This is a genomic window from Hyphomonas sp., assembly GCF_046313975.1.
Lineage (GTDB): Bacteria > Pseudomonadota > Alphaproteobacteria > Caulobacterales > Hyphomonadaceae > Hyphomonas.
On the sequence record NZ_JBKBXB010000013.1, the window covers coordinates 1 to 13,324 of the forward strand.

Annotated in this window: 15 protein-coding genes and 1 tRNA gene; 7 read left to right on the forward strand and 9 right to left on the reverse strand. The window is 65.8% G+C overall.

Going from position 1 to position 13,324, the window contains the following annotated elements; translation table 11 throughout:
* Positions 1–182: hypothetical protein (locus ACK4TE_RS06545; RefSeq protein WP_409910689.1), on the forward strand; the 182-nt coding region annotated here is incomplete at its 5' end.
* Positions 183–185: 3 nt separating this feature from the next.
* Here the strand turns inward: ACK4TE_RS06545 and ACK4TE_RS06550 are convergent.
* The 3 genes from ACK4TE_RS06550 to ACK4TE_RS06560 are packed head-to-tail and all read right to left on the reverse strand — an operon-like array spanning position 186 to position 2,169.
* Positions 186–992: a hypothetical protein gene (locus tag ACK4TE_RS06550; protein WP_409910690.1), complete on the reverse strand. Its 807-nt coding sequence runs from the start codon at positions 990–992 to the stop codon at positions 186–188.
* A 6-nt stretch (positions 993–998) separates the two neighbouring features.
* Positions 999–1,949 (reverse strand): M23 family metallopeptidase, encoded by a 951-nt coding sequence (locus tag ACK4TE_RS06555; RefSeq protein WP_409910691.1) that lies wholly within the window; start codon positions 1,947–1,949, stop codon positions 999–1,001.
* Between the two features lie 7 nt (positions 1,950–1,956).
* Positions 1,957–2,169 (reverse strand): DUF2093 domain-containing protein, encoded by a 213-nt coding sequence (locus ACK4TE_RS06560; protein ID WP_409910692.1) that lies wholly within the window; start codon positions 2,167–2,169, stop codon positions 1,957–1,959.
* Between the two features lie 154 nt (positions 2,170–2,323).
* Between ACK4TE_RS06560 and recA the strand changes: the two genes are divergently transcribed.
* The 3 genes from recA to ACK4TE_RS06575 all read left to right on the forward strand — a co-directional run bounded on the left by recA (position 2,324) and on the right by ACK4TE_RS06575 (position 6,756).
* Positions 2,324–3,415: a recombinase RecA gene (gene recA / locus ACK4TE_RS06565; RefSeq protein ID WP_409910693.1), complete on the forward strand. Its 1,092-nt coding sequence runs from the start codon at positions 2,324–2,326 to the stop codon at positions 3,413–3,415.
* Positions 3,416–3,680: 265 nt separating this feature from the next.
* Positions 3,681–6,326 (forward strand): alanine--tRNA ligase, encoded by a 2,646-nt coding sequence (gene alaS, locus ACK4TE_RS06570; protein WP_409910694.1) that lies wholly within the window; start codon positions 3,681–3,683, stop codon positions 6,324–6,326.
* 25 nt (positions 6,327–6,351) lie between these two features.
* Positions 6,352–6,756 carry a hypothetical protein gene (locus tag ACK4TE_RS06575; protein WP_409910695.1) on the forward strand — a complete coding sequence of 135 codons (405 nt, stop codon included), beginning with the start codon at positions 6,352–6,354 and terminating at the stop codon, positions 6,754–6,756.
* 104 nt (positions 6,757–6,860) lie between these two features.
* On the opposite strand, the gene ACK4TE_RS06580 is transcribed toward ACK4TE_RS06575, so the two are convergent.
* The 4 genes from ACK4TE_RS06580 to ACK4TE_RS06595 all read right to left on the reverse strand — a co-directional run bounded on the left by ACK4TE_RS06580 (position 6,861) and on the right by ACK4TE_RS06595 (position 9,059).
* Positions 6,861–6,937 (reverse strand) — tRNA-Pro (locus ACK4TE_RS06580).
* 98 nt (positions 6,938–7,035) lie between these two features.
* Positions 7,036–7,620: a glutathione S-transferase gene (locus ACK4TE_RS06585; RefSeq protein WP_409910696.1), complete on the reverse strand. Its 585-nt coding sequence runs from the start codon at positions 7,618–7,620 to the stop codon at positions 7,036–7,038.
* Positions 7,621–7,668: 48 nt separating this feature from the next.
* Positions 7,669–8,601, reverse strand: a complete 933-nt coding sequence (locus ACK4TE_RS06590) for a rhodanese-related sulfurtransferase (protein WP_409910697.1) — start codon at positions 8,599–8,601, stop codon at positions 7,669–7,671.
* 68 nt (positions 8,602–8,669) lie between these two features.
* On the reverse strand, positions 8,670–9,059 hold the full coding sequence (locus tag ACK4TE_RS06595) for a MerR family transcriptional regulator (protein ID WP_409910698.1): 390 nt from the start codon (positions 9,057–9,059) through the stop codon (positions 8,670–8,672).
* Between the two features lie 71 nt (positions 9,060–9,130).
* Between ACK4TE_RS06595 and ACK4TE_RS06600 the strand changes: the two genes are divergently transcribed.
* Positions 9,131–10,384, forward strand: a complete 1,254-nt coding sequence (locus ACK4TE_RS06600) for an NADH:flavin oxidoreductase/NADH oxidase family protein (RefSeq protein WP_409910699.1) — start codon at positions 9,131–9,133, stop codon at positions 10,382–10,384.
* 56 nt (positions 10,385–10,440) lie between these two features.
* On the opposite strand, the gene ACK4TE_RS06605 is transcribed toward ACK4TE_RS06600, so the two are convergent.
* Positions 10,441–10,818 carry a VOC family protein gene (locus ACK4TE_RS06605; RefSeq protein ID WP_409910700.1) on the reverse strand — a complete coding sequence of 126 codons (378 nt, stop codon included), beginning with the start codon at positions 10,816–10,818 and terminating at the stop codon, positions 10,441–10,443.
* A 65-nt stretch (positions 10,819–10,883) separates the two neighbouring features.
* Between ACK4TE_RS06605 and ACK4TE_RS06610 the strand changes: the two genes are divergently transcribed.
* A complete protein-coding gene (locus tag ACK4TE_RS06610; protein WP_409910701.1) occupies positions 10,884–11,369 on the forward strand; it encodes a flavodoxin family protein in 486 nt (161 codons plus the stop codon).
* A 316-nt stretch (positions 11,370–11,685) separates the two neighbouring features.
* Here the strand turns inward: ACK4TE_RS06610 and ispH are convergent, their stop codons facing one another.
* Positions 11,686–12,633: a 4-hydroxy-3-methylbut-2-enyl diphosphate reductase gene (gene ispH, locus ACK4TE_RS06615; protein ID WP_409910702.1), complete on the reverse strand. Its 948-nt coding sequence runs from the start codon at positions 12,631–12,633 to the stop codon at positions 11,686–11,688.
* A gap of 117 nt (positions 12,634–12,750) precedes the next feature.
* On the opposite strand from ispH, the gene ACK4TE_RS06620 reads away from it, so the two are divergent.
* The gene (locus tag ACK4TE_RS06620; RefSeq protein ID WP_409910703.1) at positions 12,751–13,323 is read left to right on the forward strand and encodes a hypothetical protein; all 573 of its coding nucleotides are present in this window, start codon (positions 12,751–12,753) and stop codon (positions 13,321–13,323) included.
* The last annotated feature ends 1 nt before the right edge of the window (position 13,324 follow it).

Here is a 13,324-nt window from a genome sequence, read left to right on the forward strand (position 1 = left end):
TGTCGCATACGGACATGATGTCCACGCTGCAGGCCATCATCAGCGGCCAGATCATCGGTGTACGGCTGATTTCGCCGGAAGCGAACACGCGCTGGGCTGAGCAGAACCAGCAAGGCATGCGCTCGCTGATCGACTATGTGACGGATGGGCAGGCCCTGATGCAGAATGATGCGGGCGACTGAACGTCAGAGGCCTTCGGTGCGGATCACGCGGCGCTGATTGTCGATATAAATCTCCGCGCCGGGGCGGCGCCCGCCGGAAAGCATGCGGCGGGTGAGGCGTTCATAGTGCTGAACGAAATTCAGGACCCATGCACGGCGCTCATCCGTCATCGCTTCACCCCGCGAGGCCAGCAGGCCCGCTTCCTGTTCGAGGCGCCATCCGGGCACGCAGTCAAAATCCGGCGCGAGAATGTGCAGGAAACCATCCGCCCTGTCCCAGAGCGCGGAATAGTCGCCCGCGAGATCCGCTTCCTGCGCGCGCCGCCAGGTTCCGTCTGTGTCAGACGCTTCCACATCATTGATGGGCGGTGTGGCGGGCGCGTCCGGCTCCGGCAGCACGCCCATCATCCAGCCCTCAATCACAATCGCCGCCGGCCGCCCCCGGACGGTGCGCCACATGGAATGGGGCAGGGGCCGGTCGGCGGCCTTGTTGAAGATCGGAATGTCGAATTCTGTGCCCGGGCCGGTAGAGCGCAGGACGTTGATCATCAGGTTGAGCAACGCAAGCTTGTGCGTGCCGGGCGGGCCGCGGACTTCGAACAGCGCATTGCCTGCGCCGCGCGCCCGGCGCTGTTCCGGCGTGGCATAGAAATCATCAAGGCTGGCGCCGACGATGCGGCGCTGAATCCTGCCGAGCGCTTCGGCAAGCGCGGTGGACTTGCCGGAGCCCTGCGCGCCGGAAAGGAAGAGGACGGGAACATGGCCGGGCGCGGAGGCGGCGATGTGGCCTTCGATCCAGCGCTGGACCAGCGGGGCGATTTCATTGGCCATGCCGGATCAGTCCGTGAGCGGAAGATCGAGCAGCAGGGCGGGGTCGATGTAAAAGTCGCCGTCGCGGTCGCTGCTGGCGGCGTTGCGCCATTTGACGCCCCAGTGCAGGTGCGGCCCGGAGGAGCGGCCCGTATTGCCGGCGCGTCCGATCGGCTCGCCGAGGCTGACTGCCTGGCCCGCGGTGACGCCGACATCCGATAGGTGCATGAACACCGACAGGAGGCCGTGGCCGTGGTCCAGAAAGATGGTGCCGCCTTCGTAGTAGAGGTCGGCCTCGGCGAGGGTGACGATGCCGGGGGCGGGGGCGAAGATGGGCGCGCCGACAGGGGCGGCAAAGTCGAGGCCGAGATGCACGGACTCCGAGCTACAGGCCGCGCCTGACGTTTTCGACACGCCCGTATAGCGCCGCACCGGCCCGAAGAGCGAAGAGCGCGGCGTGGTGGAGGGCGAGACAAAGCCGGCCGTGGCGCCGGGGCCCTCCTCGAAAGTGGCGAAGGCGGCTTGCTTCTGCTCCCAGCTGCGCGCGGCATGGGCTTTCTGCTCGGGCGTGCGGGCATCGACCTTGTCGCAATCAACGCCGGTGACCGTGCGCCGCTCGTCCTGGCGGGGGGCGATCTCGAGTTCGGTCTCAAACTCCCGGCCGAAGATGGCGATACGCTCTGGGGCGAGGCGCGAGAGGCCGTAATGGACATAGCCGTCCGGCCCGGCCGTGAAGTCGGCCTCGCCGATGCGGAAGGTGTCGCCGGGTGCGCCGCGGCACAGGATGAGGCCGCCCTGTTTCAGGATGCCGCCGCAACGGGCAGGCGGCGCGTCCTCTTCCGAGATGTCTTCCGGGGGCGCCCCGATTTCTTCCGGAGCAGTTGAGCCTTCAGAGGCGGCAAGAGGCGGGCCGCTTGAGGTCGCAGCAGAACAGGCCGCCACGAGAAGCAGCACGATGACGCCGGCGAAAGACTTCACAGCCTTTTCAGGACTTCGGCGGGGTGAGGCGTTTTGCGGCGGCTTCGGCATCCCAGTAGGCCTCCTGCAGGTCAACGCTCCAGTAGCGCAGCGCATTGAGTGGGATCTGCCGGCCAGTGACCGCGCAGGTGACATAAGTGCCGGGCGAGAGGATGTCGAAATCCGCGTCGCCATAGCGGATACGGGCCTCGCCGCCGTGATTTCCGGATCGTGTGAGCATGCCCGGAGCATGCCAGACGGGGCGGCAGAAGAAAAGTGAGCTGTTCACAAGTTTCTGCTTTGTTCTCCGGAACAAATAGTGTACACACGCCTCAGAGATGGCAATCGGGGGCCTTGCCAAACTGGCCCCTATGGTAGACCAAAGGAGACGACTCGTGAGCAAGGCTGTACTCACCCTCGTGGATAAGGATTCAGGCGTGGACAAGCAAAAGGCCCTCGAAACGGCGCTCGGGAATATCGAGCGCTCCTTCGGCAAGGGCTCCGTGATGCGCCTGGGCGACAAGAAATCCATGGACATCGAGGCGGTCTCGACCGGCTCGCTGGGCCTCGATATCGCGCTCGGCATCGGCGGCCTGCCGAAGGGCCGGATCATCGAGATTTTCGGGCCGGAAAGCTCGGGCAAGACGACGCTGTCGCTGCATTGTGTGGCCGAGGCCCAGAAGAATGGCGGCGTCTGCGCCTTCATCGACGCGGAACACGCGCTGGACCCGGTCTATGCGGCGAAACTGGGCGTCGACCTGGACGATCTGCTGGTTTCGCAGCCTGATTCGGGCGAGCAGGCGCTGGAGATTGCCGATACGCTGGTGCGCTCGGGCGCGGTGGACCTTCTGGTCATCGACTCGGTGGCGGCGCTGACGCCGCGCGCCGAGCTTGAAGGCGAGATGGGCGACCAGCTGCCGGGCCTGCAGGCCCGCCTGATGAGCCAGGCGCTGCGCAAGCTCACCGGCTCGATCTCCAAGTCGAAATGCATGGTGATCTTCATCAACCAGATCCGCATGAAGATCGGCGTGATGTTCGGCAACCCGGAGACCACCACGGGCGGCAATGCCCTGAAATTCTACGCTTCCGTGCGCCTCGATATCCGCCGTATCGGCCAGATCAAGGAGCGCGAGGAAGTCATCGGCAACCAGACGCGCGTCAAGGTTGTGAAGAACAAGGTCGCCCCGCCCTTCCGGCAGGTGGAATTCGACATTCTTTACGGTGAGGGTATTTCCAAGACCGGCGAACTGCTTGATCTTGGGGTCAAGGCCAATGTCGTCGAGAAATCGGGCTCCTGGTTCTCCTATAATGGCGAGCGCATCGGGCAAGGCCGCGAAAAGGCGCGCCAGTTCCTGAAGGAAAACCCGGCCATGGCCAACGAGATCGAGGACGCCGTGCGGCGCAATGCGGGCCTGTTGGCGGAAGAGCTGCTGGCGGCCGGCATGGAAGCCGGCGAGGATGACGCCCCGGACGCCGCTGAAGGCTGACCGGCGCGCCGGATAATACAGGATAGCGGGTCACCGGCCTTCGGGCCGGGCCCGCGCGCCAGACCGGAAAGCAGGCACAAGGGGCCTCGCCGACCGGGCTGGCAAGCTTCCGGCCTATCGATCTCCGGGCTGGAAGAGTCCCCTTTGCGGCGCGCCTTGTCTTGGCGGGCTGCAAAGGGGCCTTTATATCGCCTCTGTAATCCTTCCTGCGCCTCGTCTATGGCGGGTGCGGGAATCTCCATTCGGGCAAGGACCAAGAGGGCAGATGCAAGGCGTAAATGAAATCCGGGAAACGTTCCTCAGCTATTTTGAGAAGAACGGACACGCGCGCCGGCCCTCGGCCCCGCTAGTGCCGCAGAACGACCCGACCCTGTTGTTCGTCAATGCCGGCATGGTGCCGTTCAAGAACATCTTCACCGGTGCCGAGAAGCCCTTCGCGCCGCGCGCGGTGACCTCGCAGAAATGCGTGCGTGCCGGCGGCAAGCATAACGACCTCGACAATGTCGGCTATACGGCCCGCCACCACACCTTCTTCGAGATGCTGGGGAACTTCTCCTTCGGCGACTATTTCAAGGAGGATGCGGTCCATTTCGCCTGGGACCTGGTGACGAAGGATTACGGGCTCGACCCGAAACGCCTCCTCGTGACGGTCTATGCCGAAGACGAAGAGGCCGCCACGATCTGGAAAAAAGTCGCCGGCCTGCCGGACTCGAAAATCATCCGTATCGGGACGAGTGACAATTTCTGGTCGATGGGCGATACTGGCCCGTGCGGCCCGTGTTCGGAGATTTTCTTCGATCATGGCGACAAGGTCTGGGGTGGCCCGCCCGGCAGCGCGGAGCAGGACGGCGACCGGTTCATCGAAATCTGGAACCTCGTCTTCATGCAGTTCGAGCAGCATGAGGGCGGCAAGCGCACGAACCTGCCCAAGCCCTCCATCGACACGGGCATGGGGCTGGAGCGCGTTGCGGCCGTGCTGCAGGGCAAGCACAACAATTACGAGATCGACCTGTTCCGTGCGCTGATCGATGCGGAGGAATCCGTCTATCGCCAGAAAGCTGAAGGCGACAAGACGGCCTCCTTCCGCGTCATCGCGGACCATCTGCGCACATCTGCCTTCCTCGTGGCAGACGGAGTACTGCCGTCGAATGAGGGGCGCGGCTATGTGCTGCGCCGGATCATGCGCCGGGCGATGCGCCACGGCCACATGCTCGGCGCGCGCGAGCCGCTGATGCACAAGCTCGTGCCGGCCCTCGTTGCCCAGATGGGCAAGGCCTATCCGGAGCTCGGCCGCGCGCAGGTCGCCATCGAGGCGGCGATCGAACAGGAAGAGGCCCGCTTCCAGCGCACCCTCGGCAACGGCCTAGCCCTGCTCGACAAGGCGGTCTCCGAACTGAAGCCCGGCGCCGCGCTGCCCGGCGATGTCGCGTTCAGCCTGTCAGACACGTTCGGCTTCCCGCTCGACCTGACGCAGGACATCCTGCGCGGCCGCGGCCTTGAGGTGGATGTGGCCGGATTCGAGACGGCGCTGGAAGTCCAGCGCGAGAAAAGCCGCGCTGCAGGCTTCTCCTCCGGTGATCAGGCCACGGATGAAATCTGGTTTGATGTGCGCGGCCGGCTCGGCGCTACGAAATTCACCGGCTATGGCAATCTTGCCGGAGAAGGCAAGCTCGTCGCGGCGGCCATGGGCGGCGAACTCGTGGACACGGTCGCGCCTGGCCCTGCAGAACTGGTGTTTGACGCGACGCCCTTTTACGCCGAATCCGGCGGCCAGGCGGGCGATCATGGCGAGATCATCTTCGAAGGCGGCGCGCGCTTCATCGTGCGCGACGTGCAGAAGCGCGCGGGCGACCTGCATGTTCATATCGGCGAACTGGTGTCCGGCTCGGCAAAGGCCGGCGCGAAAGCGCAACTGAAGGTCAACGGCGTGCGCCGGCGGCAGGTGATGGCGAACCATTCGGCAACCCACCTGATGCATGCCGCCCTGCGCAAGGTGCTGGGCGTGCATGTCACGCAGAAGGGCTCGCTGGTGGAGGCGGACCGTTTCCGCTTCGACTTCTCGCACGGCGCGCCGATGACGCCGGCCGAGATCGAGGCGGTGGAGGACGAGGTCAACGCCCAGATCCGCGCGAATATCGAAACCGGCATCAAAGTCACCAGCCCGGAAAAAGCCATCGAGGCCGGCGCGCTGGCGCTGTTCGGCGAGAAGTATGGCGATGAAGTCCGTGTCCTGTCGATGGGCGAGCCGTCCGGGGACGGACGGCCTTATTCGGTCGAGCTGTGCGGCGGCACGCATGTCGAGCGGTCGGGCGATATCGCCGTGTTCGCCATCCTCTCCGAGGGCGGCGTGTCTGCCGGTGTGCGCCGCATCGAGGCGGCCACGGGCGCCGAGGCGCTCGCCTACCTCAAAGGCCGGGCGCAGATTGCCGCCGATGTCGCCGACAGCCTGAAAGTGCCGCTGAAGGACCTGCCGCGCCGTGTTGCTGCGCTCACCGAAGAGCGCCGCTCGCTGGAGAAGGAACTCGCCGAAGCCAAGCGTAAGCTGGCGATGGGCGGGGGCGGCGGCGCGCCGGCTGGTCCGGAAGTGATCAACGGCGTCAATCTGATCGCCCGCGTCGCCGAAGGCGTCGGCGGCAAGGACCTGCGTGCGCTGGTCGATGAGGCGAAAGCCAAGATCGGTTCAGGCATCGTCGTGTTCATCGGCACCGAAGGCGGCAAGGCCGGTGTGGCCGTCGGCGTCACCAAGGACCTGACGGAGAAATACTCGGCCGTGGACCTTGTGAAAGTCGCCGCCGGCGTCATCGGCGGGCAGGGCGGCGGCGGCCGGCCGGACATGGCGATGGCAGGCGGGCCGGATGCGGACAAGGCCGGCGACGCGCTCGAGGCCGTGCGCGCCGCGCTGAAAGCCTAAAGCCAGGCTGGCGGGAGGTTTCGACATGCCCGCCGGATATTCAGGCACACCGCTCGGGAAAAAGCTCGGCTTCGCCGAAGGCGCGCCGCTCTGGGCGAAGGCAATGCCGGATACCGTGCGCGCCGAGATCGAACAGACGGTGTGCCCGCGCTATCTCGCCCGGCCTGTGAAGGCGCTGGGCGCCGCGCACATCTTCCACACCTTGGCTGCGGCGCTGGAGCCGGATCTGGCGAGGCTTCGCCAGCTGCTCGCGGCCGATGGCATGGTCTGGGTGTCCTGGCCCAAGAAGGCGGCCAGGGTTGAAACCGATATCACCGAAGATGTGATCCGGTCTCTGGCACTGCCGATGGGCTTTGTGGATGTGAAGGTCTGCGCCGTGGATGCCGTCTGGTCGGGCCTGAAGCTGGTGATCCGGAAAGAGCTGCGGTGAGGCGCGCGGCGGGGATACCGGCCTTCGCCGGCGCTCCGGCATCTTCAAACGAAATACAATTTCCCCGGATCGTGTTTTGCCGCTGAGCGTCCAACGTTTGATGATGGTCGGAGTGAGAGGATTCGAACCTCCGGCCCCTAGCTCCCGAAGCTAGTGCTCTACCAGGCTGAGCTACACTCCGATGCATCAATTGCCGCAGCCGCCGCAAGGCGCCCGGGCCGGGAAGCCGCGCTTTTACGCGCCGCCCCGGATTTTGCAAGGGGGCAAAGGGCGCGCCCGTCAGCCTGTGGCGAGCTGAGGTTCGGCAGAGCCGGGTTGCCAGACCGGGTACTGGGCCATGACCGCGTGGAAGCGCGGGCTCGCGATGTGGCCGGCAAGCCAGCCCTGCAGGGCCGAAGGGGCGTGCGCCTGCCAGTAGGTCCAGTCCACCGCGGCGAACTGGCGCACGAAGGGAAAGATCGCGATGTCGGCGAGCGTGGGCGCGGGGCCCATCAGCTGGCCGCCCTTCGCGTCGATGCGCGCGGCGAGGCCTTCGAGGATGTCTATCGCGGCGGCGCGGTGGCCTTCCGCGTCTGTCTTGTGGCGGTCTGCGTACTTGTAGCGGTCGAGGGCGTGTTTGAAGGGGCCATCATTCTGTGCGATCAGGCGCGCGGTTTCGGCCGCGTCGGCGTTCATCCAACCTTCAGGGTCGTTCTGCGCGAGGGCCCAGTGCATGATGTCCAGGCTTTCATCGATCACGAGGCCGTCCGTCTGTACAAGGACGGGTACCGTGCCCTTGGGGCTGACGGCGAGCATTTCGGGCGGCTTGTCGCGGAGCAGAACTTCACGCACGCGGACCGGAACGCCGGAGGCAGCGAGCGCCATCCGGGCGCGCATGGCGTAGGGGGCAGCGGCGGAAGGTGTATAGGAGTGTCACGGATCGCGCGTTGTGGGGGCCATGTGCTGTTCGCCGCGCGCGCGGGCAAGGGCCATCTGGCGCTGGCGTTCGGCGAAGCGGGCGCGTTGGGCGTCAGTCATCTCGCTGATGCAGGCGGGGCAGGAGACGCCTTCGACATAATCCTTGTGCTGACGGCCCTCCGGTGAGACGGGCCGGCCGCAGGCGTGGCAGAGAACGTGGTCGCCGGGCGTCAGGTCGTGGCGCACGCTGACGCGCTCGTCGAACACGAAACACTCGCCGCGCCACAGGCTATCAGCCTCCGGCACGGTTTCGAGATATTTCAGGATGCCGCCTTCAAGGTGGAACACATCCTCGATGCCTTCGGCCTTGACAAAGCTGGTGGCTTTTTCGCAGCGGATGCCGCCGGTGCAGAACATCGCGATCTTCGGCGTACGGCCTTCGCTTTCGAGGCGTGCGCGGAAATCGCGGAACCAGGCGGGGAAGTCGCGGAAACTGTCCGTCTGCGGATCGATGGCCCTTTCGAATGTGCCGATGGACACTTCATAATCGTTGCGTGTGTCGATCAGAACAGTGTCCGGATCAGAGATCAGCGCGTTCCAGTCTTCCGGCTTCACATAGCTGCCGACGAGCGCGTTCGGGTCCGTGCCGGGCACGCCCATCGTCACGATCTCGCGCTTCAGGCGCACTTTCAGGCGGCGGAAAGGCATGGTCTCCGCGTCTGCGAACTTCGCCTCCAGCGTTTCTGCGCCGGGCAGGGCGCGCAGCGCGGCGAGCGCTTCGTCAATCGCTTCAGGCGCGCCCGCGATGGTGCCGTTGACGCCTTCTTCGGCGAGCAGGACGGAGCCCTTCACGCCGAGCCCGCAGAACTTCGCCGCCAGCGCCTGCTGGCGATCGCGGTAGTCCGGAAAGCGGAAGAACTTGTAGAAGGCGGCGACGCGGAAACTCATGGGCGGCTTATGGCAAAGGGGCGCAGCAGAGGCCAGAGGACGCCTCAGCGCGCGCGCCGGACGCGGGGTCAGAAGCGGATACGGCTGACATCGGCATGGGCCTCCGCGCCCGGGTTTTCCTTCAGGTAGCGCAGGGTGGAGTCGATGCGCCGGCGCGTTTCGCGCAGCTGTTTCATGTGGGCATCGATGGCGACGAGCTTCTGTTCGAGCGCGGCAGAAACCGTCTCGCAGCTCGGCCGCGCGCCGGGGCTGGTGGCCATCAGGCCGGAGATTTCCTCGAGTGAGAAGCCGAGTGACTTGGCGAGATCGATCATCCGCAGGCGTTCGATCATCGAGGCGTCATAATCGCGGTAGCCATTGGGCGCCCGGTCCGCAGGCGGGATCAGGCCATGGGTCTCGTAATAGCGGATGCGTGAGGCAGGCAGGCCCGTACGCTCCGAAAGCTCGCCGATCTTCATGCCGCTTGACCTTCAACCATGGTTTAAGGTTTAGGGCAGAGCCGACTGCAACGCAACCGAGGTGTTTCAACATGTCCGACTCGCCGCTCTTCACGCCCCTGACACTGCCGAACGGCGCCGTCATGCCGAACCGGCTGTGCAAGGCGGCGATGGAGGAAAACCTCTCCGCGCCGGGCCAGGTGCCGGGGGCGCAGCTGCGGCGGCTATATGAAGGCTGGGCGAAAGGCGGCGTCGGCCTCGTGCTCACCGGCAATGTGATGGTGACGCCCGGCGCGCTGACCGGGCCGGGCGGGGTGGTGCTGGAAGAGGGCACGGACCTTGCGCCTTTCCGCGACTGGGCGAAGGCGGCGAAGCCGGAAGGCGGGCACCTGTTCATGCAGATCAACCATCCGGGACGGCAGATGTTTGCCGCGATGGGCGAGCAGGCCGTGGCGCCGTCGCCGGTGCCGGTCGACCTGGGGCAGCATTCGAAACTTCTGGCACAGCCGCGGGCGCTTGAGGAAACCGAGATCCGCGAGATCATCGTGCGGTTTGCCACCACGGCGGCACTGGCGGAGGAGGCGGGGTTTACCGGGGTGCAGATACATGCGGCGCATGGGTATCTGATCAGCCAGTTCCTCTCGCCCCTCGTCAACAAGCGCACGGATCAGTGGGGCGGTAGCCGCGAGAACCGGGCACGGTTCCTGCTGGAAACCGTCAAGGCGGTGCGGGCACGGGTGAGCCCGGGCTTCTGCGTGTCGGTCAAGCTCAATTCGGCGGATTTCCAGAAGGGCGGGTTCGACTTCGAGGATGCCAAATGGGTGGCCGCTGAGCTCAACACGCTCGGCCTCGACCTGTTGGAGCTTTCCGGCGGCAATTACGAAAGCCCGGCCATGCAGGGCCATACCGATGACAGCTCCACCTCCAAACGCGAGGCCTACTTCATTGATTTCGCCCGGCAAATCGCGGCCGTGACGACCGTGCCGATCATGGTGACCGGCGGCATCTATCGCAAGGCAACGGCTGAGGCGGCGCTGGCGAAAGACGCGCACGGCTTCGGGGTCGAGGTGCTCGGCATCGGCCGGGCGATGGCCTATGTGCCGGACCTGCCGGACCAATGGCGCAAGGGCAAGATGAACGACATCACCCTGCCGGAAGTGGCGTGGAAAAACCGCACGATGGCGGGCATGGCGGTGATGGCGCTGACCAAGCGCCAGCTGACGCGGGCCGCCGATGGCAAGGGCGCGATCTGGCGCGCCTCGCCGCTGCTGACGGTGATCCGCGATCAGCTGAAGACGCGCAAACTGGTGAAGCGCTACCGCACCTGGCGCGCCCGGAGCGGCTGAAAACCGTCCAGAAACTGTCCACACGGGGAGGGTAGACTTCTGAACGGAATGGCCGCTCAGGGCATCTGGGTAAGGCTGAGATTGTTGCCGTCGGGATCGTTGAACCAGCAGACTTTCACCGCCCCGCCGGGGGCGGACCAGACGCCGTCCGCATCCTGGCCGAAGCCCGGATAGACGAGAAACTCGACGCCCTTTGCCTTCAGCCCCGCCATCGCCGCGCGGATGTCCGGCACGGCCCAGCCGAGCACGGTGTGCGCGCCCGCCTGCCAGCCCTGAACGGTGGTGAGGCGCAGCGTGGTGCCGGCAAGATCGAACACGGCGGCGAAGTCGTCGGTCGAGACAGGGGTGAGCCCCAGCACATCGCGGTACCAGGCGCTCGCGCGCTTGTGGTCCGGGGTGAGGACGAAGGTGATGGCCTTGGCGTGTGTCAGCATGTTGGCGGCCTCCCCGCCGCGGGGGCGGTATAGCATGGTGCGTGGGGCGTGTTTAGGATGGCCCCATGAAACAGCTTCTCATCCTCTGGCATTCGCGCACCGGCACGGCGGAGGCGATGGCGCGGGCGGCGTTTGAGGGGGCGCGGGGTGAGGGCCAAGCGCGGCTCGTCGCAGCGGAGGCGGCGGGGCCGGAGGATATGCTCGGCGCGGCGGGCTATCTGTTCGCGGCGCCGGAAAACCTCGCCAGCCTCTCCGGCGCGATGAAGGAATTCTTCGACCGCTGCTACTACCCCCTGCTCGGGCGCATCGAGGGGCGGCCCTACGCCCTGATGATCGCCGCCGGCAGCGACGGGCAGGGCGCCGCCCGCCAGCTCGCCCGCATCGCGACCGGCTGGCGCCTCAGGGAAGTGCAGCCGCCGATGATCGTGAACACGAATGCTCAGACCCCGGAACAAATCCTCGCGCCCAAGACCGTGCCGCCGGAGACGCTGGCCAAGTGCCGCGAACTGGGCGCGGGGCTGATGGCGGGGGTGGGGAGTGGGATTTGGTGAGGGCATCGGGGAAACCCTCATGACCCTTCATCCCGGAAATCGCGTGAGCGATTATCCGGAACTCAGTTTCCGGACCATTCCGCCAGCGGCTTTGTCCTGCATGACAACCTGCAAGGTCCGGGTCCCGGTCTTCGCCTGTGGCGAAACCGGGATGACGACACACATCTGGCAAACGCGTCTTCGTAGGGCGACGCAGAAACTTTCAAAACATCACTAGCGGAAGTCCGTTCGATTAATACCAACTATGATCGCATCGGTTTGCGAGAATTGTGTAACGCCAACTACATCGCGTCGCGTTAGGCGGCAAAAGTTGTGCTCACCCCGCCAACACCCGCGGCAATTTGAACGTCACGGTCTCATCCGCCGTCTTCACCGTTTCCATGGTCACGTCGAAGCGCTCCCGGCAGGCGTCGATGACGCCTTGCACGAGGTCTTCCGGGGCGCTGGCGCCGGCGGTGAGGCCGAGGACGGACACGCCGTCGAACCAGGTCCAGTCGATGTCTTCGGCCGAGGCGATGAGTTCGGCCCGCGCGGCGCCCGCGCGCAGGGCGACCTCGACGAGGCGGACGGAGTTGGAACTCGTGCCAGCACCGATGACCAGAACGAGGCCGGCGCCGGGGGCGAGCACCTTCACCGCCTCCTGGCGGTTGGTGGTGGCGTAGCAGATGTCTTCCTTGTGGGGCGTGGCGATGCCGGGGAAGCGCGCCTGCAGGGCGGCGACGATCTCGGCGGTGTCGTCCACGCTCAGCGTCGTCTGGGTGAGGAAGGCGAGATTGGCGGGGTCCTTCGGCTGGTAGGCGCGGGCATCCTCCACCGTCTCGATCAGGGTGACGGCGCCACCCGGCAGCTGGCCCATCGTGCCGATCACTTCGGGGTGGCCGGCATGGCCGATGAGGATGATCTCGCGGGCGTTCTGATGGTGGCGCTCGGCCTCGACATGCACCTTGGAGACGAGGGGGCAGGTGGCGTCGACATAGATCATGTTGCGGGTGCGCGCCTCGGCGGGGACCGATTTGGGCACGCCGTGGGCCGAGAAGATGACAGGACGGTCATCCGGGCATTCGGAGAGTTCCTCCACAAAGATGGCGCCGAGGGCTTCGAGCCGCTCCACCACATGCCGGTTGTGCACGATTTCGTGGCGCACATAGACCGGGGCGCCCCATTTGGAGAGGGATTCCTCGACGATCTGGATGGCGCGGTCGACCCCGGCGCAGAAGCCCCGCGGGGCGGCCAGGCGGAGGGTGAGGGGCGGTCGGGCGGTCATTCTGGGTCAAAATCTCCTGCGCCTGATGCGTTGCGCGCTCGCGCCAAGGCCTTTAACACGGGTCACGCTATCAGATGGACAGGCCTTAGCATAAGGCCAAGATGGACACGCCGACGCATGCGCAAGACATTTCCCCTCGTTCTGGCCCTCGTGGCGGCCCTCGTCCTTACGGGGTGCGGCACGCGCCTCGCCCGCCAGCTCGACAATACGCCGAATGCAGGGGCCTGCCCGGTGGGCGGGTCGGTCTATGACGCGGCGCGGTATGTGAAGTTCGCGGACGGCACTGCCGGGAACTATTCCGACATCGCCTATACCGGCGAGATCACCGACGTGCGCCTCTATTGCCGCTACTTCAAGGATGAGCCTCTGGAGGCCGAGATCGAGATCGATTTCGCCTTCGGCAAGGGCCCGCGCGCCACGGCCGATGCGCATGACTACCCGTATTTCGTCGCTGTCACCCGCCGCAATGGCAAGGTGCTGGCGAAGGAGTATTTCAATGCCCAGGGCGAGTTCAGACGCGGCAATGTCGCGGCGAAGACGGAACTTGTGAACAAGATCACCATCCCGCGCGCCGACGAGTCGATCTCGGGCGTGAACTTCGAGATCATCGTCGGCTTCGAGCTGTCGCCGGAGCAGCTCGAGTTCAACCGTTCGGGCCAGCGATTCCGTCTCGACGCCACGGCGGGCTGAG

Bases quoted from the DNA above. Each gene is read 5' to 3' on its own strand.
- ACK4TE_RS06550 (WP_409910690.1), bottom strand. From the start codon at position 992: ATGGCCAATGAAATCGCCCCGCTGGTCCAGCGCTGGATCGAAGGCCAC.
- ACK4TE_RS06560 (WP_409910692.1), bottom strand. From the start codon at position 2,169: ATGCTCACACGATCCGGAAATCACGGCGGCGAGGCCCGTATCCGCTAT.
- alaS (WP_409910694.1), top strand. From the start codon at position 3,681: ATGCAAGGCGTAAATGAAATCCGGGAAACGTTCCTCAGCTATTTTGAG.
- ACK4TE_RS06575 (WP_409910695.1), top strand. From the start codon at position 6,352: ATGCCCGCCGGATATTCAGGCACACCGCTCGGGAAAAAGCTCGGCTTC.
- ACK4TE_RS06585 (WP_409910696.1), bottom strand. From the start codon at position 7,620: ATGGCGCTCGCTGCCTCCGGCGTTCCGGTCCGCGTGCGTGAAGTTCTG.
- ACK4TE_RS06590 (WP_409910697.1), bottom strand. From the start codon at position 8,601: ATGAGTTTCCGCGTCGCCGCCTTCTACAAGTTCTTCCGCTTTCCGGAC.
- ACK4TE_RS06595 (WP_409910698.1), bottom strand. From the start codon at position 9,059: ATGAAGATCGGCGAGCTTTCGGAGCGTACGGGCCTGCCTGCCTCACGC.
- ACK4TE_RS06600 (WP_409910699.1), top strand. From the start codon at position 9,131: ATGTCCGACTCGCCGCTCTTCACGCCCCTGACACTGCCGAACGGCGCC.
- ACK4TE_RS06605 (WP_409910700.1), bottom strand. From the start codon at position 10,818: ATGCTGACACACGCCAAGGCCATCACCTTCGTCCTCACCCCGGACCAC.
- ACK4TE_RS06610 (WP_409910701.1), top strand. From the start codon at position 10,884: ATGAAACAGCTTCTCATCCTCTGGCATTCGCGCACCGGCACGGCGGAG.
- ispH (WP_409910702.1), bottom strand. From the start codon at position 12,633: ATGACCGCCCGACCGCCCCTCACCCTCCGCCTGGCCGCCCCGCGGGGC.
- ACK4TE_RS06620 (WP_409910703.1), top strand. From the start codon at position 12,751: ATGCGCAAGACATTTCCCCTCGTTCTGGCCCTCGTGGCGGCCCTCGTC.